The sequence below is a fragment of the Nonomuraea sp. C10 genome (assembly GCF_008017515.1).
GTDB classification, from domain to species: Bacteria; Actinomycetota; Actinomycetes; order Streptosporangiales; family Streptosporangiaceae; genus Nonomuraea; species Nonomuraea ferruginea.
In genome coordinates, this window is the sequence record NZ_VPFF01000001.1 from 2,465,359 (window position 1) to 2,483,009 (window position 17,651).

Here is a 17,651-nt window from a genome sequence, read left to right on the forward strand (position 1 = left end):
CGCGACCCGGCGGCAGCCCTCGCTACGGCGGGCCTATCTCCAGACGCGGCCAGCCGGCGAGGTCCCGCAGGAGCTGCCGGTCGTGCGTGGCGACGACGACGGCGGCGCTCGTCTTGAGCATCGCGTCGGTCAGCTCGTCGACAAGCGCCGGTGACAGGTGGTTGGTCGGCTCGTCCAGCAGGATCAGGCCGGGCCGGCCGGCCAGCGCGAGCGCCAGGTCGAGGCGCCGCTGCTGTCCCTGGGACATCCGCCCGACCGGCGTGCGCATCGCCTCGGAGTCCAGCAGCCCGAGCGATCCCAGCGGGACGGCGTCGGCGTCGCGCAGTCCCTTGTGGGCCACCAGCCGCCCCACGTGGCGTGCGTACACCTCGCGGGCGGTGAGCGCGGGGTCCTGCCCGGCGGTCTCCTGGGTGACCTGGGCGATCCGTGCCCCCTGCGCCGTCCAGACGTGCCCGTCGGTGGGTTGGAGCGCACCGGCCAGCACCGCGAGCAGCGTGGACTTCCCGGCGCCGTTCGGCCCGGTGACGAGCAGCCGGTCGCCTCCGTCGAGGGTGAGATCGACCGGCCCGGCCAGCCGCCCGCCGACGGCGACGCCATGCGCGCGCAGCTGCGGCGCCCCCGGCCGGACGCCCAGGTCCGGCCACCGCAACGACGGCGGCGGTTCGGGCACGTCGATCCGGTGCGCCAGCAGGGCTTCCCGCTGACGGTTCAGGGCCTGCACGACGCCCGGCGCGCGGGACTGGCGCTGGTGCTTGCCGGTCCCCTTGTCCGGCCGCCAGCCGGTGGAGAGCCGGTCGCGGGCCTTCGACACCGCGTCCTGCAGCCGCCGGTGCTCGGCCTGCTGCTGCTCGTGGTCCTGCTCCCAGCGCTCACGCTCGCGACGCCGGGCGTCCTGCCAGGCGTCATAGCCGCCGGCGTACAGCCGCGGCTTCCCGTCACGGGCCGGGTCGAGGTCGAGGAACCGGTCCGCGACGTCGCGCAGCAGCGCCCGGTCGTGGCTGACGACGGCGAGGCCGCCGTCGTGCTCGCGCAGCCTGCGGGTCAGGAAGTCCAGCCCGCCCGCGTCGAGGTGGTTGGTCGGCTCGTCGAGCAGCAGCACGTCGTGCCGCGCGCCGAGCAGGCAGGCCAGCCGCACCCGGTAGCGCTGACCGACCGACAGCGTCGCCAGCGGACGGTCGCGGTCGGTGCAGGCGCCGAGGGCTTCCAGGGCGACGTCGACGCGGCGTTCGGCGTCCCACGCGTCGAGCCGGGTGGCGGCGTCGAGCGCGGCGGCGTAGCGGTCGTCGGCGGCGGGGTCGCCCTCGGTCATGGCGAGGGTCGCCTCCTCCAGCGCGTCGAGGGCCGCGAGCGACGCGGCCAGCGCCTCGGACGTCAGGGTGCCGACGGTCTCGCCCGCTCGCGCGGACAGCTCCTGGCGGGCCAGTCCGATCGTGCCGGCACGGTGCACGGCGCCGTCGTCCGGTGTGATCAGTCCGGCGAGGACGTGCAGCAGCGTCGTCTTGCCGCGGCCGTTCTCGCCGACGACGGCGACCCGCGACCGGGCGGAGACGGTGATCGAGACGTCGTTCAGGACACGCCGGGACCCGCGGGTGACGGTGACGCCCGTGGCGCGTACGTGTGCGCTGTCACCCGCCTCGACGGGCAGGGACATGGTTTCGGTATTGGGGATGAGGTTCAACGGTGCTCCGCAGCTCGCAGTGGAGCCGGGCAACAGCAAAGGGCCGCCCGGCGGGAACCGGGACGGCGAGCGCGGATTCAGCAGGAAGAAGGCGCCGCCGTCAGCGGGCGGAGCGGATCTTCTGCGACCAGATACCTCGTGCCATGACGGCCACGTTAGCAGCCTTGAGGCGCCACACTCATCCGGATTTCGCCCGGGGCGCATGATGGTGACTTCCGTCTCACGAGGCAACCTGGACGGCGACTGTGCATGGAAGAGGTATGCGATTCGCGATTCAACGAACGGTGGAGGAGCCGGAGCCACCGCCTGCCCCGGCCATGGACGAGGCTGTCGTGGCCGAACTCTTCCTGACTCAGCGGCTGGGCCTGGTCCGGTTGGCGTACTTGCTGGTGGGCGATCAGGAGACGGCCGAGGACGTCGTCCAGGACGCCTTCGCGGCGCTGCACCGCCGATGGAGCCGGTTGACCGACCGTGATCGGGCGCTGCCCTACCTGCGGGCGAGTGTGGTGAACGGATGCCGCATGGTCCACCGCCGCCGGTCCATCATGAGCAGGTTCACCGGCGATCGGCAGAAGCCGTTCCGGTCGGCGGAGGCTGTCACGCTGCTGGGGGAGACGCGCCGGGAGGTGTCCGACGCGGTACGCGCCTTACCCCGCCGCCAGCGAGAAGCCGTGGTGTTGCGTTACTACCTCGACCTGTCCGAGGCCGAGATCGCCGAAGCCATGGGAGTCAGCCGCGGAACAGTGAAATCGACCGTCTTTCGAGCCCTGAAGGCACTCACCGTCAAACTGGAGGGAAACCGATGACTTCCTGGCTCGAAGATCAGCTCAAGGACGCCCTCACCGCCGACGCCGAGCGGATCCGCCCGGAAACCCTGCGCCCGGCGGCGCGGGCCCTTCCCGCGCGCCGGCTCGCCCTGGCGGTCCCGCTCGCGGCCGCGCTCGTCGTCGTGGTCATCGGCGCGGTCGCCGCCATGGTGGCCGGGACACGAGGCGCGCCTACCGCGCCCGCGACGCACGCTCTCACCGGCCCGCGTTTCCTGCTGATGGCGAGCGCTGACGGCGTGACGGTCCACGACGCCCGTACCGGGAAGGTCACGAGCCGGCTCGGGCTGCCCCCCACCCCTGAGGGAAGCTTCCGGGAGCCCGGTGGATATCTGCTCGCGGGCGCCGGCGACGGTGAGACCTTCTACATCGCCCAGAGCGTCCAGTCGCGCGAGACGCAGGTGAGCAGCACAAGGTTCCACCGAGCGCGGGTCGACGGACAAGGGAGGCCGGCCGAGCTGGTTCACGACGTGATCCCCAAGGTGCTCGGTACGACGGCGAGCTCCCTTGCTGTCACCGGCGACGGCACCCGGCTCTCCTACAGCCTCGACGGCAAGGTGTGCGGTAAGGGGGAGACGTTGCGCTTCTGCCCCGGGGCCCAGCTCACGGTCGTCGATCTGCCCACGGGTACGACACGCACGTGGACGACGAACGTCGCGGGACAGATCGAGAGCCTGTCATGGGCGGCCGATCGCCGCACCCTCGGTCTCGTGGTCGGATCCGAGGCCCGGGTCCTGGACACGGCCGCCTCCGGCACCACACTCGCGGCCAGTCGCGTCGTAGCGCCAGGGCAGGAGGTCACGGCCTCGACGATCAACCCGGACGGCCGCAGCATGCTGATCGGCCACAGCCGGCTGTCCGACGGCCGGCGACCGCACCGCTACACCGTGGACGAGTACTCCGTCACAGACGGACGCAAGATCCGCACCCTGTTGAGCAGGGACCACGAGGGCGAGAGCATCGCGCTCTGGAACCTGATCCGTTACGACGGCACCGGGCGCCACCTGCTGCTCGCGGGCAACTTCCATCCACTGAGCAGAGTCGACGAGGGACACGTCACGTCCTTGGTCCACCCCGGATCTCCCGATCCCGAGCTCTTGGGGTCCCGCCCGGTGATCGAGGCGGCCTGGTAACCGGCCCTCGACGACCCGTTCCCGTTCGGCGGGGCGCGATGTCGGACGGCTGGACGGGCCGGCCGATTCCTACGCCTGCGAGCTGTCCGTCCTGCCGTCGCCGCGCCGCGCTTCGGCGTCGTCTGGTGGGCCGTCATCCCCGTCTGAGGCCTCGTCGTAGCGGGTGTAGAGCGCGGCCACGGCCCGCGACGGGTCCAGTTCGGCCAGGATGGCGTCGCTGATGGCGGTGACCTGGTCGAGCTGCTCGTCGGTGAGCACGTCGACGATGTGGTGCCGGACGGTGGCCACGTGCCCGGGCGCGGCCTGCCGCACCTTCGCCCACCCGTGGTCGGTGAGCCGGGCGTTGATCGCCCGGCGGTCCTCAGGGCAGGGGACGCGCTCCAGCAGGCCGCGGCCCTCCAGGCGGGTCACCACGTGCGAGAGCCGGGGCAGCGTCGCGTTGGTCTGCTGGGCCAGCTCGGTCATGCGCAGCGTCCGGCCGGGCGCCTCGGACAGCATCGCCAGCGTGTAGTACTCGAACTCGGTCAGCCCGGAGTCACGGCGGAGTTGCGCGTCCAGGATCCCGGGGAGCAGTTCGAGCACCGCCCGCAGGCGGATCCAGGCGCGTAGCTGCCGCCGGTCGAGCCACGGAGTGTCCACGGTCAGGTCCCTCGTCCAGGAATAGTTGTAGCGACAAGTTTGCTCTCATGGGTACCAGTCGTGCAACAACCACTACAAGGAGCACCGACATGACACAGGTGAGCATCATCGGCCCCGGCGCCATGGGTTCGGCCATCGCCGACCTGGTCCGCAGAAGCGGCAACACCGTCGAACTTCTCGGCCGGGACGACACAGGCAAGCCCGTCACCGGTGACATCGTCGTCCTCGCCGTCCCGTACGGAGGGGTGGCCGGAGTCATCGCCCAGCGCGAAGGACAGTTCGACGGCAAGGTCGTCGTCGACATCACCAACCCGGTGGACTTCTCCACGATGGACTCCCTGACGGTCGCGGCCGACGGCTCGGCCACCGCCGAGATCGCCGAGGCGCTGCCCCGCTCCCAGGTGGTCAAGGCGTTCAACACCAACTTCGCCGCCACCCTGTCCCAGGGCAACGTCGGCGAGCAGCCCACGACCGTGCTGATCGCCGGCGACGACGCCGGTGCCAAGGCCGCGCTCGCCCAGATCGTCACCGACGCTGGCCTGCGCGCCGTCGACACCGGCCCGCTGAGCCGGGCCCGCGAGCTGGAGGCCCTCGGCTTCCTGCAGATCGGCCTCGCGGCCGGCGAGAAGATCGCCTGGACCGGCGGGTTCGCCGTCGTCGCCTGACAGCCGCCCCCGCGACCCCGCGCGGGATGACCGACGGCCGCGCCCCCGGCGGCCCTCGGCCCGATGAGACACCCATGATCTCCCCGACGAGGAGCCCCGATGACCACCACCACGACCGCCGCCGACGCCCGCATACCCGCCGCGCACCCGTTCGCCACGCACCTGAAGCGCGCCGCCGCCCTCGAGGCCGCCGAACCGCACCGGCCGTGGACGGCCCAGGACGGGCCGCTGCCCAGCCTCTACCTGTCCCACGGCGGCGGACCCATGCCCTTCGAGAGCCCCGAGTGGCTCACTCCGCTGCACGACTGGGCCAGGGCCCTGCCCAAGCCGAAGGCGATCCTGGTCGTCTCCGCGCACTGGGAGTCAGCGCCGCTGTCGGTGAGCGCCGAACGACCCAGCGAGCTGGTGTACGACTTCGGCGGCTTCGACGCGTTGTACTACACCTTCCGCTACGACACGCCCGACGCCGGGGAGCTGGCGCGGCAGGTCGTGGGAGTCATGCCGGACACCGGGCAGGTGCACCGGCACACCAGCCGCGGGCTTGACCACGGCGCCTGGGTCCCCTTGAAGATCATGTACCCGGCCGCCGACATCCCGGTGCTGCAGCTGAGCCTGCCCACCGAGGACCCCGATCGGCTGCTGTCCATCGGCGAGCGGCTGCGGCCGCTGCGCGAGCAGGGCGTGCTGGTGATCGGCTCGGGGCACATGACGCACGGCCTGCCGTTCCTGACCAGGGAGATGTTCCTGGAGAACAAGGTGCCCGGCTGGTCGTCCGACTTCGACGCCTGGGCCGCCGACGCGCTGGCCCGCGGTGACGTCGCCGAGCTCGCCCGCTTCCGCACCGCCGCCCCCGGCATGCCGTACGCGCACCCGACCGTCGAGCACTTCACCCCGCTGTTCGTCGCCCTCGGCGCGGCCACCGACCCCACCGCCCCGGTGGTGACCACTCTCGACGGCTACGGCGTCGGCCTGTCGCGGCGTTCCTTCCAGGCGGCCTGAGCGCCCGTGTGATCGCCGGAGCCTGCCTGACGCCTCCCACGAAGATCCCCGAGACGCCGGAGACGCCGATAATCGAACCGTCGATCTACCGCCCCGCCCTTCGGAAGGTCCGCATGCCCCCTGCCACTCCCTCCGCCGCTGACCCCCTCGACCCCCGCGGCCTGCTGGCCAGACTGATCGCCATCGACTCCGTCAACCCGGACCTCGCGGCCGACGGCGCGGGCGAGAGCGCCATCGCCGATTTCTGCGGCGAGTGGCTGGCCGCCCGCGGTTTCGAGGTGCACCGTCTGGACAAGCGCGGCGGCCGGCCGTCGGTGGTCGCGATCGCTCGCGGGGCCGGTGGCGGCCGGTCGCTGATGCTCAACGGTCATCTGGACACGGTGGGTGTGGCCGGCTACGACGGTGACCCGTTCGATCCGGAGATCCGTGACGGGCGGATGTACGGCCGCGGGTCCTTCGACATGAAGGGCGGTCTCGCGGCGATGATGATCGCCGCCGTCCGGGCCACGGCCGGCGGGCCGCTGCGCGGCGATGTGCTCCTCGCGTGCGTCGCGGACGAGGAGCACGGCAGCACCGGTACGGAGGAGGTGCTGGAGTCCTTCACCGCGGACGCGGCGATCGTCACCGAGCCGAGTCATCTCGAAGTCACCCTGGCGCACAAGGGCTTCGCCTGGTTCGACGTGGTGATCGAGGGTCGTGCGGCCCATGGTTCGAGGCCCGACCTGGGCGTGGACGCCATCGCCAAGGCCGGGCACTTCCTGGTCGCGCTGGAGGAGCTGGGGACGCGTCTCGCTCAGGGCCCGGCGCACCCCCTGCTCGGCACCGGCACCGTGCACGCCTCGGTCATCGCCGGAGGCCAGGAGCCCTCCACCTACCCGGCGCACTGCCGCGTCACCCTGGAGCGGCGCACCGTACCGGGCGAGAACGCCGACACGGTGGAGGCAGAGCTGACGGCCGTGCTGGATCGCCTGGCCGCCGCCGTGCCCGGCTTCCGCTACCGCCTCACGCGAGGACTGCACCGCGAACCGTTCCAGGCCGACCCGGAGGCGCGGATCGTCCGTACGCTGACCCGCCATGCGGAGGCGGTCCTCGGGCGTCCGCCGGTGGTGCGCGGCGAGCCCTTCTGGACGGACGCGGCCCTGCTGGACCGCGCCGGCATCCCCTGTCTGCTGTTCGGCGCCGACGGCGAGGGCGCGCACGCGGCCCGCGAGTGGGCGGATCTGGCCTCGCTGGACCGGCTCACCGGGATCTTTACCGCCACCATCACGGACTTCTGTTCCTGACCGATGCGGGTCACGGCAGCGGCGTCGCGCCGTCCGGTACGAGTGGCAGGAGGATCTCGTAGAGCTCGCGAAGCCGGTCGGCGTCGACAGGAGGGTAGACGACGCTCGCTCCGACCGCGAGCAGGTAGGGCAACAGGGCCGCGGTCCGGGCCTCCTCGTCGCTGGTGACGGCTGATCGCCACACCCGCTGGAGCGCGGACAGTCTGGCCTCGTCCAGGCGGGTCTGCACGACCCGCACATCCGCGTCCCACGTCGCCCACGCCCGCAGGGCGGTGTCGATCTCCGGCCGATAGAGCCCCGTGTTCCCGGGGCGGACGAGCTCCGTCAGCCGGGTGAGGATCGCCCGGGCACCGGCCGATTCCCCGATCTCGGAAATCGCGCTGTTGAGCGCTTCGACCGACAGGCGCTCGACATGGGCGAGAAGCGCCTTCTTGTATCCCTCGGCGCCATCGAAGTGATGGTGGAACGACCCTTTCGACAGGTTGAGCCGAGCGGCGATCCGGTCGATGCGAATCCCCGCCGCACCTTCTTCTGCGAGGATCTTCAGGCCTTCGTCCAGCCACCGGTCTCGTGCCGTGCTCATCGGATCAACGTACCATCTGGTATGGAACGCTCCGCGCTCGCGGAGAGTCACGTCATGAAGCTGTAGACGCCCACGGCGACGCAGATCAGCAGCATCCCGGTGGCGTTGAGGAAGAGGTTGCGGCCGAAGTCCCGGGCCGCGATGTGCATCGCGATGGCGACCAGGAAGTAGAGGACGAGCGCGGCACAGGTCACGGCGGCGAGGTAAGGCAGCCAGATGCCCAGGATCAGCCCCGCCGCGGCGGCGAACTTCAGCGGCGGCATGATCCACCAGTAGCGCCGCGGCCAGTTCACATCCTCGAAGCACCGGGCGATGAACGGAACGGGCTTGACGCACATGACGGCGTCCCCGGCCTGGATGATCGCCAGGACGACGACCGGCCAGACCGGATCGGGCAATGCTGACACGTCTGTCCCTCGGTCGATGGATACCTGCACCGTACCATACCGTATAGTACGGTCTCGGTACGAGCCGATGTCCCGGATCAGACGTGGGCGATCTTGACGCTCCGAGCCGGTGAAGGCTCCTCTAGAAGGTCGGCGGTGTGATCATCCAGACGGCGACCAGGGGCTCGGTGCCGGTGGCGACCCAGCGGTGGGGCACGGTGGAGTCGAGATAGATGGAGTCTCCGGCGGCGAGTTCCAGATCGGCGTTGCCCACCCAGAACCGCATCGAACCGAAGATGACGACACCGCACTCCTCTCCCGCGTGCGAGTGGGGATGACCGCCGCTCGTCGCCCCCGGCTGCGCCTCCACCCAGATCGCCTCGAACTGGCGTTGCAGGTCCGGCGTGAGCAGTTCGTTGAGGATGCCGGACCCCGGATAGCGGATCTGCTTGCGCATGCCCCGCTTGGTCACGACGAAGCGGGAGCTCTCCGGGGACCCGTCGCCCTCATCGACGAACAGGTCGCCGATCCGCATGCCCACGGCGTCGGCCAGCCTCTTGAGCGACTCGAGGGACGGGTTGGCCAGACCCCGCTCGACCTGGCTGATGTAGCCGGGGGAGAGGCCCGACGTGTCAGCCACCTTGTGCAGAGAAAGGCCCGAGGCCAGCCGCCAGCTGCGCAGCCTGGACCCGATCTGGATGGACTCCAGACTTCCCGGCTCTTCCTTCATCGCCTTGCCCCCGAGCATGTCATGGTCGTATTGCGTTCGGCGCCCGGACAACCGGAGGTTCAATCACCCGGCGGGCCATCGGATGTCGCGAGGCCGGCGGACGCCGACCGGCGGAGGTTCTCACGGAGCAGTCCTTTTTGGATCTTACCGGTGGAGGTCTTCGGCAACTGCCCGAAGAGTACGGTCTTCGGAGCCTTGAAATGTGCCGTTCTCGCTCGGACGTACCGCACCAGTTCAGCCTCCGTCGCCGCCTGTCCGGGCCGGATCGTCACATAGGCGACGGGCACCTCGCCCCACGTGCTGTCCGGGCGGCCCACGACCGCGCACTCCAGCACCGCGGGATGGCTCTCCAGCACCCGTTCCACTTCGACCGAGGCGATGTTCTCGCCGCCGGAGATGATGACGTCCTTCAGCCGGTCACGGATCTCGACGTAGCCGTCCCCGTGCATGACGGCCAGATCGCCGGTTCGCCACCAGTCATCGGCAGGCGGCGCCTCACCCAGGTAGCCGAGCATCACGTCGTTGCCCCGCACGGCGATCTCGCCCACCGTCTCGCCGTCCCGCGGCACGTCGGCTCCGGCGTCGTCGACGACGCGGAGCCGGTCGGCGACGATGTTGCCCACGCCCTGGCGGCTCAACAGGCGGGCGCGCTCACTCGGTGCTTCACGGTTCCATTCGGGAAGCCACTCGTTGATCGCGATGGGGCCGAAGGTCTCAGTCAGGCCGTACAGGTGCGTGACGTCCATAGCGAGGGCGTCCAGCCGCTCCAGAAGCGACGGCGACGGAGGCGCGCCGCCCGTGGCCACGCGCACCCGAAGACCCTCCCGCCTGTCGCCGGGGTGCCCGGCGGCGAGCATCGTGAGCACGGTCGGGGCGGCGCACAGGTGGGTGACGCCGTGCTCGCGGACCAGGCCCCAGGTGCCCGCCGGGTCGAAGGACCGCTGGCAGACATGGGTGGCGCCGGCCGCCGTGACGGCCCAGGTGAAGCACCAGCCGTTGCAGTGGAACATGGGAAGCGTCCACAGGTAGACGCTGTCGGCGGCGAGCCCCAGGTGGTAGGCCATGGCCAGCGACTGCAGGTAGGCGCCCCTGTGGTGGTACATGACCCCTTTGGGAGTGCCGGTGGTGCCGCTGGTGTAGTTGACGGCCACCAGCGCCGCCTCGTCCGCGACGGGTACGACGGTCTGGCCGGCCGCGGCGAGCCGGTCCTCGTAGTCGTCCTCCGGGCCGCCGGCCACGACGAGCTCGGCGTCGCACGCCAGAGCGACGTCGCGGGCCCGGTCCAGGAGCTCGGCGGTCGCGATGATCGTTCTGGCGCCGGAATGCCTGACGATGTAGGCGTGCTCGTCCGAAGACAGACGAGGGTTGAGGGACACCAGGGAGGCGCCGGCCCAGGGGGCGCCATGGTGCGCCTCCAGCATGACGTGGCTGTTGAGGCAGAGGGCGGCCACCCGGTCGCCCGGACGGACACCCGTCGCGGTGAGCGCTCCGGCCAGGCGCCGGCAGCGTTCGCCGAACTCCCGGTAGGTGAAACGGCGGTCGCCGTCGACGATCGCCGTCCTGTGACCGTGAACCACGGCCGAGCGCTCCAGGAACGCGGTCGGCGTCAGGGGGGTGAAGGTGTATCCGGCCATTCATCGCCCCTCGGGGGTCGGGGAGTCTCCGCCGCCGCGCCGCCACGGCCACCGCGAGAAGCGGGCGAGCCAGGCGGCCAGGACCTCGCGCAGCGACAGCCGCACGGTGCCGGGAGCCGGACGCTCGTCCCGCAGCCGGGCGGAGACGTTGGCCGCCATCCCTGCGAGCAGCTGCTCGACCACGTGCCGCCCGCCGCTTTCCGCGAAACCGGCCAGCGGCCCGCTGATGGCGACGTCCGCCGAGGAGACGAGCCGTACCGAACCGTCGCCGGGGACGAGGCGGAACCGCAGCGTGCCCGACGCCCTGCTGCGGCCCTGCCGGTCGGCGCCCCGCGCGACGATGGTCCCGCTCATGTCCTCCGGAGCCATGACGATCTCCGCCACGCCGGAGAACGCCACCCGCGTCGGCCCGAAGCTCACGGTGAGCTCGCCTCGGTGGTGTCCGTCGTCGTCGCGCCCGTCGAGCCGGACTCCCGGCACGCAGCCGGCGGCCGACTCGGGTTCGCACAGCAGGGCCCAGACGTGGGCCGCGTCGGCGTCGATGACGACGGACTGCTCCAGCTTCACCGCGTCTCGTCCGCCGGCTCGACGGGCACATCCGACGGGGTCAGGGAGCAGAGCACCTCGGCGGCGCCGGTGGCGACGACCTGCCGGAGCTGGTTGACGGCTTCCAGCCGGATGCCGATCACTCCCAGGCCGTCCTGCTCGGTGAGCGTCTCGACCTCCCCGCCGATCCAGACGGTGTCCCCCAGGATGTCGGGCCGCCGGAGCCGGATCGACAGCGTCCGCAGGAAGGCGGTGTCTCCCATCCAGTTGGTGACGGCGTGGGAGAACCACCCGCACCGCTGAGGGCCGTTGTCGTAGGCGTTGGGCATGCCGATCTCGCGCGCGACGTCGGCGTCCTGGTGACCGAGGCTGGGCAGCACGGTCTCGGCGAAGTAGCTCGGGTCGTAGTTGGACGGCAGCCGGGAGGGGTCGTTGAGCGCCCAGTCGCGGTACTTCCAGGCGACCTCGCACGCCTTGTAGCCGGGCGATCCGATGCATCCGGCGTAGTACGAGGTCATCGTGATGCGGTCGATCGGCCCCTTGACCACGGACGGGATCGGTGTGCCGGGCGCGAGCTCGCCGAAGACCAGGGGCGCGGAGCCCCGCCGGTACTCCGACAGCGCGTGCTCGCGGATCCGGTCGAGCTCCGCGTCGGAGTAGACGTACTCCTCGCGGGGCTCGTAGGCCAGCCCACCGCCGGAGGCGTCCCGGCGCGGCAGGCGGAAGGTGTGGGCGCGGGCGGTCGCGACGGGCGAACCGGCTACGCGGTACCCGATGTCGCAGCTCTGCAGGACCATGTCGCTGCTCGTGGAGCCGCTCAGCCGGCGGACACCGCTGAAGACGGCACTCGGATCGACCTCGTCACCGCGGCGTACGCGCCGATGGAACACCCACTCGGTTCCCGCGTACACCGGCTGCACGCCGGGCAGGCCTGCGCCGATCGCGCCGTCGAAGGCCGAATAGAGGAACGTCGGCGGGGCGAGCAGGTCGCCGTGCGGCCCGGCGGCTGCGTAGGCGGGGTCGCACCACAGGGGATTGTCGTCCCCGATGCCCAGCGCGTAGTGGCGGATGGTGTCCCGGGTCGCCTCGTGGTTGAAGGGCTCGATGCGGATCGGTGTGCCGACCAGGCTTTCGATGTGGGCGAACTGCTCTGGATCGATCTGGGGCGCGAGTCCGAGTCTGGATGCCATCGCCTGCTACCTCCTGGGGCGGAGACCGGCCGGTCTCCGCCGGCACGGGTCGAGGGGTCCTCGACGGAGTCTTGTATAGCAACATATTTTCTCTGAGCGAAGAGTCAAGCTAGAACTTTCGTCGGCTCGCCACGTTTTCCCTGCTCTACGAGGCGTGATCGGCAGGAGATCTCCGCTGCCTCTTGACGCGGTGTTTCCTCTGACTCAATATTTGCTGCTAGCAAACACGTCGAGGCCCGCACCTCGACGGGCACCGGGAGGACTCGTGCTCCTGTACGACTACCTGGCATCCGCCTTCGAAGCCGAGGGCGTCGACACACTCTTCGGGCTCATGGGCGACGGCAACATGTTCTGGATGACCGCCATGGCCGAGCGGCCCGGCGTCACCGTCATCCACGCCCGTCACGAGAACGCGGCGGTCGCCATGGCGGACGGTTACGCCAGAGCCTCCGGACGCGTGGGCGTCGCCACGGTGACCTGCGGCCCCGGCCTCACGCAGGTTCTCACCTCGCTCACGGCGTCGGTACGGCACCGCACCCCGATGGTGATCCTGACCGGGCAGACACCGGTCGAGGCCGCCTTCCACCTGCAGGAACTCGAACAGGAACCCCTGGTGCGCGCCGCGGGCGCGGAGTTCATCAGGGTCTCCACCGTCAACCAGGCCCTCGACGCGGTCGCGCGGGCCTTCTTCACCGCCCGCACGCACCGGGCGCCGGTCGTGCTCAGCGTGCCGTACGACCTCCAGGAGACCGACCAGCCCTGGACCGAGGTCATCACCACCTCCGCCGCGCTGGTGCCTGAGCAGGCACCGCTCCGGCCGTCACCCGAGTCCGCGGCCGAGATCGCCCACCTGCTCGGCGCCGCGACCTCTCCCGTCATCGTGGCGGGCGCCGGAGCGGTCCGGGCCGGTTGCCGGGCCGACATCCTCGAACTCGCCGAACGGGCGGGCGCGCGCGTCGCCACGACCCTGCGGGCCAAGGACTGGTTCGAAGGGGAGCCGCGTGACGTGGGACTCGCGGGCGCCTTCGCGTCCGAGGCGGCCAGGGAGATCTTCGCCGGAGCGGATCTCGTGCTCGGCGTGGGGGCCCGCATGGGCTACTACACCACCGAGGGCGGATACCTCTTCCCCGCCGCCCGCGTCGTCCAGATCGACACCGATCCGGCCGGCTACCTCGACGGTCAGCGGGTCGCGGACTCCTACACGCGGGCCGACGCGGCCGAAGCCGTCGCCGAGATACTCAAACTGATGCCACCACGCGGCGCGGCCCGTGACGCCCCCTCCGGGCGGCCCCGGCCCGACCGGGCGGACGATCAGCCGGACGGCCCGGCGCCCGGCACGCACCGTCCCGAAGCCGCAGTCGCGACGATCGACCGGGCCCTGCCGAAGGACGCGTCGATCACCGTCGGGGTGGGCCACTTCTGGAACTACGTGGTGCCCGGGATGACCGGCCGGGGCCCGGCGAGCTACCACTTCACCTACGACTTCGGCGCGATCGGGCAGGCGGTGCCCACGGCCATCGGCGTGGCCGTCGCCCGGAGATCCGCCGGGATCGACACTCCCAGCGCGGTGATCGAGGGCGACGGCAGCCTGCTGATGAACGTGCAGGAACTGGAGACCATCGCAAGGCACGACATCCCGCTGCTGGTCATCGTCATGAACGACGGCGCGTACGGCGCGGAGTACCACAAGCTCGCCGCCCGCGGCATCAGCGGCGAGCAGGCGGTGTTCGGCCGGACCGACCTGGCCCGCACCGCGCGGTCCTTCGGGCTGCGGGCCGAGCGTTGCGACTCCGACGAGGAACTCCGCGCGGCCGTCGCCGCCTTCGTCGCCGAGCCGGCGCCCACCCTCGTCGACGTCCCCATCGACCATCGCGCCGTGAGCGTCCAGTACCGCCGCCTGCACTACGGGACCGGAACCGTCTCCTTCGGGGGTGACGAATGAGCGTGACCGGCGCCCGCGAAACCGCCGGGAGCTCGCGTCTCGACGGCGCCGGGCTGGTGGACCTGATGTGCGCGCCCTCCGAGGTGGTCGTGGTGGGCGCCTCCGCCGACGAGTCGAAGCTCTCCAGCCGCGCGCTGGCCTTCCTGCTGCGGTACGGCTACCGCGGCGGACTGCACGTCGTGCACCCGCGGCACGAGTCGATCCTGGGGGTGCCGTGCGTGCCCAGGACCAAGGCGCTGCCCCGGCTCGAACGCGCCGTCGCGATCGTCAACCTCCCCGCGCACCTGGTCCCCGCGGCCGTATCGGACCTCGACGAGGCCGGCGCGGGCGCCGCGGTCGTGATCGGCAGCGGCTTCGAATCGCCGTCCAGCCGGCCACGGCGGGAACTGGAGGAGGTGATCCGGCGGCCCGGCTTCCGGATGCGGGTCATCGGCCCGAACTGCGTGGGCACCATGTCGGTCGGCTCGGGGGCGCACCTCAACTTCTCGACCGTGCTGACGCGGCGAGCCCCCCGCCTGGGCCGGATCGGCCTGGTGACCCAGAGCGGCGCGCTGGGCAACGGCCTGCTGATGGGCCTGCTCCGGCGCGGGGCCGGGATCGCCCACTGGTTCAGCACCGGCAACGAGATGGACACCGGTGCCATGGAGCTGACCGCCGGCCTGCTGGCCCGCGACGACGTCGACGTCGTCGGGATCTTCCTGGAGGGCCTGACCGACATCGACTGGTTCGACCGCGTGTCAGCAGCGGCCCACGCCTGCGGCAAGCGGCTGTTCGTCTACAAGGCCGCGCGTACGGCGGCCGGTCGCGCGGCGGCGGGCGGACACACCGGGCGGCTCGTCGGCCCCAACGACGCCACCACGGCCGTCCTGGCGGAGGCGGGATTCACCGAGGTGGACGACCTCGCGACCCTCGCCGACTGCCTGGTCGTCTCCGCGGCGTGCGGGACCGGGCACCGCGACGCGGCCGTGGGCATCGTCACCGTCTCGGGCGCGAGCGGCGTGATCGGCGCCGACCGGGTCCACGAGGCGCCCGGCCTGAGGCTCGCCGAACCCGGCCAGGACCAGCAGGCCGTACGGCTCGACCCGCGGCTGGAGTCCGCCAACCCGCTCGACATCCCCTTCCTGAACGAGACCGGCGTGTTCACCTCCGCCATAGGCGCCTACCGCGCCTCCGGGATCTTCGACGTCACCGTGGCGGTGACCTCCGGTCTGGCTCACGATCCCGCGACGCTCGTCTCCGATCTGGTGGCCCAGGATCGCGGGCCGTCCGCGCCCGTGGCGCCGCTCGTCCTGTGCCACCTGTCCGAGGACGACCGGCTCGGGGAGGAGGAGACGGCCAGGCTCGCCGCCGCGGGAGTCGCGGTGGTCCCCACGGTCGAGCGGGCCGTCGCCGCACTCGCCCTCACCTCCGCCCCTCGCACGCGAGCGCCGGACGGCGGCTCGGGCGCACATGTCCCGAGCCGCGGCGGAGGTCTCGGACTGGACGAGGCGCGTGCCGTCCTGCCGGGCCTGCCCTGGGTGGACTGGGCGCCCGCGCCGACGGCGGAGGCCGCCCGCCGGTTCGGCTTCCCGGCCGTCGTCAAGGCCGCCGGCCGCGGCATCGTCCACCGGTCCGAGCTGGGCGCGGTCGCCGTGGTGACGGGCGAGGACGAGCTGCGGGAGGCGTTCGCGAGAGTCGCCGCCGCCTGCCGGGAGCACGACGACGACGTGCTGGTACAGCGCATGGCGCCGCCGGGCGGGACGGAGTTCTTCGTCTCGGCGATGGAACACCCCGAAGTCGGGCCGTTCGCGCTCGTACGACCGGGAGGTCTGCTCACCGAGCTGATCCCCGGCCAAGCGATCATCTCGCACCGATGGAACGCTCCCACCCGCCGGCGCCGGCTGCTCGACTCACCGGTGGGGCGGCTGTGCGACGGATACCGGGGCCGGCCCGTCCTGGACGTCGACGCGTTGCTCGACGTCGTCGCCACGGCGCTCGACGCGGTGGCCGCCGGCCGGCTGGGCTTCGTGGAGCTCAACCCCGTCTTCCTTTACGAATCCGGCGCCGCCACCGTCGACGTGGTCGCCGGTCAGGCGTGACCCCCAGGAGATCAGCCGAGGAGAACAGCATGGAACCTGCCCAGGTCAAGCGGCGGAACCTGCCGGAGTTCGGGCACCCCGTCCGGCCGGCGAAGTTCTGCAACACCGACCGCATGTTCGAGGTCATGGAACAGCGGGGGATCGACGGATTCGTCAGCTACTACGACACCAACGTCTACTACTTCTCCGGCTTCACCCCGTCCGCGAGGCACGCGCTCCAGGAGGCCAACGGCCTGGCCGCGATCGTGCTGTCGCGGCACGCCCCCGACCACCCGATCATGCTGGTCGGTGACCAGCAGTTCCCCTTCTTCCTGAACCAGCCCACCTGGATCACCGACATCCGTGCGTACGCGGGCGGCATCCGCCAGCTCGACCTGCCGGACGAGCACAACGGGCTGCACCGGTTCCTCCCGAAGGCCTGGGCGGAGACCGAGGCCGGCAAGCACGCCGCCGCGAACTACTACATCGGGCTCAAGGCCGCCGTGATGTCGGCGATCACCGACCTCGGGCTGGGGCGGGGCCGGGTCGCCACGGACAACCTGTCCTTCGCAGGCTCGCTCGACCTGCCCGACGCCGAGATCGTCGACGGCTACGGGATGATGAAGTTCGTACGGTCGGTGAAGACCGCCGAGGAGCTCACCATGCTCCGCCAGGCCACCCGGATCAACCAGCTCGCCATCGAGCGGACGGCGGCCGGCTGGGAGCAGGGCCAGACCTGGCAGGAGATCAACCACTCCTACTTCCGCCATGCGGTCGAGCTGGGCGGATTCGTCCGCGGTCCCTCCCCGCTGGCCGTCGCCAACCCCCTGCCGGGGGAGCCCGACGCGCTGCTGATGCAGAGCCTGCGTGAGATGGACTACGTGATCCCCGAGGGGGCGCACATCGTCATCGACGGTCACGGCGAGTGGCTGGAGTACTGCTGGGACGGTGGCAAGACCTGGATCGCCGGCAACGAACCGACCCGAGAGGGACAACGGGTGGCGGACGCCTGCGGCGCGGCCCTGGAGGAGATCAACGCGGCGCTGGTGCCGGGAAGCACGGTGAGCGGTCTGCAGGCCCTGGGCCGTGACGTGCTGCGGCGGCACGGGCTGCCGCGTCCCGAGGCCGCGTTCATCTACTTCCACGGGATGGGTCTGGAACACGGCGAGCTGGAGGCTCCGCGAGGGGGCGGCTACACCACCGGCGGCGCCCTCGACTGGCGGATGGAGAAGGGGATGGTCGTCGCGACGCACATCTTCTACCCCGGGGACATCCGCACCCGTCACTGGCTGGAGGACATCACCCTGGTCACCGACCACGGAGGCGAGACCTTCTTCACCTGGGGCACCGACTTCATCTAGC

General features: G+C 71.4%; 16 protein-coding genes. 8 read left to right on the top strand and 8 right to left on the bottom strand.

The genetic code is table 11. The annotated features are described in order from the left end of the window. Positions 1-22: 22 nt before the first annotated feature. Positions 23-1,651, bottom strand: coding sequence for an ABC-F family ATP-binding cassette domain-containing protein (locus tag FR742_RS11210; RefSeq protein ID WP_222708895.1), 1,629 nt, complete (start codon positions 1,649-1,651; stop codon positions 23-25). 359 nt (positions 1,652-2,010) lie between these two features. On the opposite strand from FR742_RS11210, the gene FR742_RS11215 reads away from it, so the two are divergent. Both FR742_RS11215 and FR742_RS11220 read left to right on the top strand, forming a co-directional pair. Further along, the gene (locus FR742_RS11215) at positions 2,011-2,484 is read left to right on the top strand and encodes a SigE family RNA polymerase sigma factor (RefSeq protein WP_261808476.1); all 474 of its coding nucleotides are present in this window, start codon (positions 2,011-2,013) and stop codon (positions 2,482-2,484) included. After that, complete coding sequence (locus FR742_RS11220) at positions 2,481-3,635, top strand: hypothetical protein (RefSeq protein WP_148030893.1); 1,155 nt, start codon at positions 2,481-2,483, stop codon at positions 3,633-3,635. The genes FR742_RS11215 and FR742_RS11220 overlap by 4 nt, the downstream gene beginning before the upstream one ends. Before the next feature lie 69 nt (positions 3,636-3,704). On the opposite strand, the gene FR742_RS11225 is transcribed toward FR742_RS11220, so the two are convergent. Further along, complete coding sequence (locus FR742_RS11225; RefSeq protein ID WP_148030894.1) at positions 3,705-4,274, bottom strand: MarR family winged helix-turn-helix transcriptional regulator; 570 nt, start codon at positions 4,272-4,274, stop codon at positions 3,705-3,707. A gap of 89 nt (positions 4,275-4,363) precedes the next feature. On the opposite strand from FR742_RS11225, the gene FR742_RS11230 reads away from it, so the two are divergent. The 3 genes from FR742_RS11230 (at position 4,364) to FR742_RS11240 (ending at position 7,221) form a co-directional block, all read left to right on the top strand. Continuing rightward, positions 4,364-4,939: an NADPH-dependent F420 reductase gene (locus tag FR742_RS11230; protein ID WP_148030895.1), complete on the top strand. Its 576-nt coding sequence runs from the start codon at positions 4,364-4,366 to the stop codon at positions 4,937-4,939. A gap of 99 nt (positions 4,940-5,038) precedes the next feature. After that, on the top strand, positions 5,039-5,938 hold the full coding sequence (locus FR742_RS11235) for a dioxygenase (RefSeq protein WP_148030896.1): 900 nt from the start codon (positions 5,039-5,041) through the stop codon (positions 5,936-5,938). 113 nt (positions 5,939-6,051) lie between these two features. Next, positions 6,052-7,221 (top strand): ArgE/DapE family deacylase, encoded by a 1,170-nt coding sequence (locus FR742_RS11240; protein ID WP_148030897.1) that lies wholly within the window; start codon positions 6,052-6,054, stop codon positions 7,219-7,221. A gap of 10 nt (positions 7,222-7,231) precedes the next feature. Here FR742_RS11240 and FR742_RS11245 read toward each other — a convergent pair whose 3' ends face one another. From FR742_RS11245 to FR742_RS11270, 6 genes are all read right to left on the bottom strand, one after another. Beyond that, the gene (locus FR742_RS11245; RefSeq protein ID WP_148030898.1) at positions 7,232-7,855 is read right to left on the bottom strand and encodes a TetR/AcrR family transcriptional regulator; all 624 of its coding nucleotides are present in this window, start codon (positions 7,853-7,855) and stop codon (positions 7,232-7,234) included. Next, the gene (locus tag FR742_RS11250) at positions 7,852-8,211 is read right to left on the bottom strand and encodes a DoxX family protein (RefSeq protein WP_148030899.1); all 360 of its coding nucleotides are present in this window, start codon (positions 8,209-8,211) and stop codon (positions 7,852-7,854) included. The genes FR742_RS11245 and FR742_RS11250 overlap by 4 nt, the downstream gene beginning before the upstream one ends. A gap of 121 nt (positions 8,212-8,332) precedes the next feature. Then, positions 8,333-8,938 carry a helix-turn-helix domain-containing protein gene (locus tag FR742_RS11255; RefSeq protein ID WP_148030900.1) on the bottom strand — a complete coding sequence of 202 codons (606 nt, stop codon included), beginning with the start codon at positions 8,936-8,938 and terminating at the stop codon, positions 8,333-8,335. 41 nt (positions 8,939-8,979) lie between these two features. After that, entirely contained in the window at positions 8,980-10,554 is a 1,575-nt protein-coding gene (locus FR742_RS11260) for an AMP-binding protein (protein WP_148030901.1), read from the bottom strand. Continuing rightward, positions 10,555-11,121, bottom strand: coding sequence for an SRPBCC domain-containing protein (locus FR742_RS44470; protein ID WP_187281092.1), 567 nt, complete (start codon positions 11,119-11,121; stop codon positions 10,555-10,557). Then, complete coding sequence (locus FR742_RS11270) at positions 11,118-12,290, bottom strand: MaoC family dehydratase N-terminal domain-containing protein (RefSeq protein WP_148030903.1); 1,173 nt, start codon at positions 12,288-12,290, stop codon at positions 11,118-11,120. Before FR742_RS11270 ends, FR742_RS44470 begins: the two co-directional genes overlap by 4 nt. A gap of 265 nt (positions 12,291-12,555) precedes the next feature. Here FR742_RS11270 and FR742_RS11275 point away from each other — a divergent pair, with 265 nt between their 5' ends. From FR742_RS11275 to FR742_RS11285, 3 genes are read left to right on the top strand one after another with little or no spacing between them, the layout of a single operon-like run. Further along, positions 12,556-14,232 carry a thiamine pyrophosphate-binding protein gene (locus FR742_RS11275; RefSeq protein ID WP_148030904.1) on the top strand — a complete coding sequence of 559 codons (1,677 nt, stop codon included), beginning with the start codon at positions 12,556-12,558 and terminating at the stop codon, positions 14,230-14,232. After that, positions 14,229-16,310 (top strand): acetate--CoA ligase family protein, encoded by a 2,082-nt coding sequence (locus FR742_RS11280; RefSeq protein ID WP_148030905.1) that lies wholly within the window; start codon positions 14,229-14,231, stop codon positions 16,308-16,310. Before FR742_RS11275 ends, FR742_RS11280 begins: the two co-directional genes overlap by 4 nt. A 29-nt stretch (positions 16,311-16,339) precedes the next feature. Next, positions 16,340-17,650, top strand: coding sequence for a M24 family metallopeptidase (locus tag FR742_RS11285; RefSeq protein WP_148030906.1), 1,311 nt, complete (start codon positions 16,340-16,342; stop codon positions 17,648-17,650). Position 17,651: the final 1 nt, after the last annotated feature.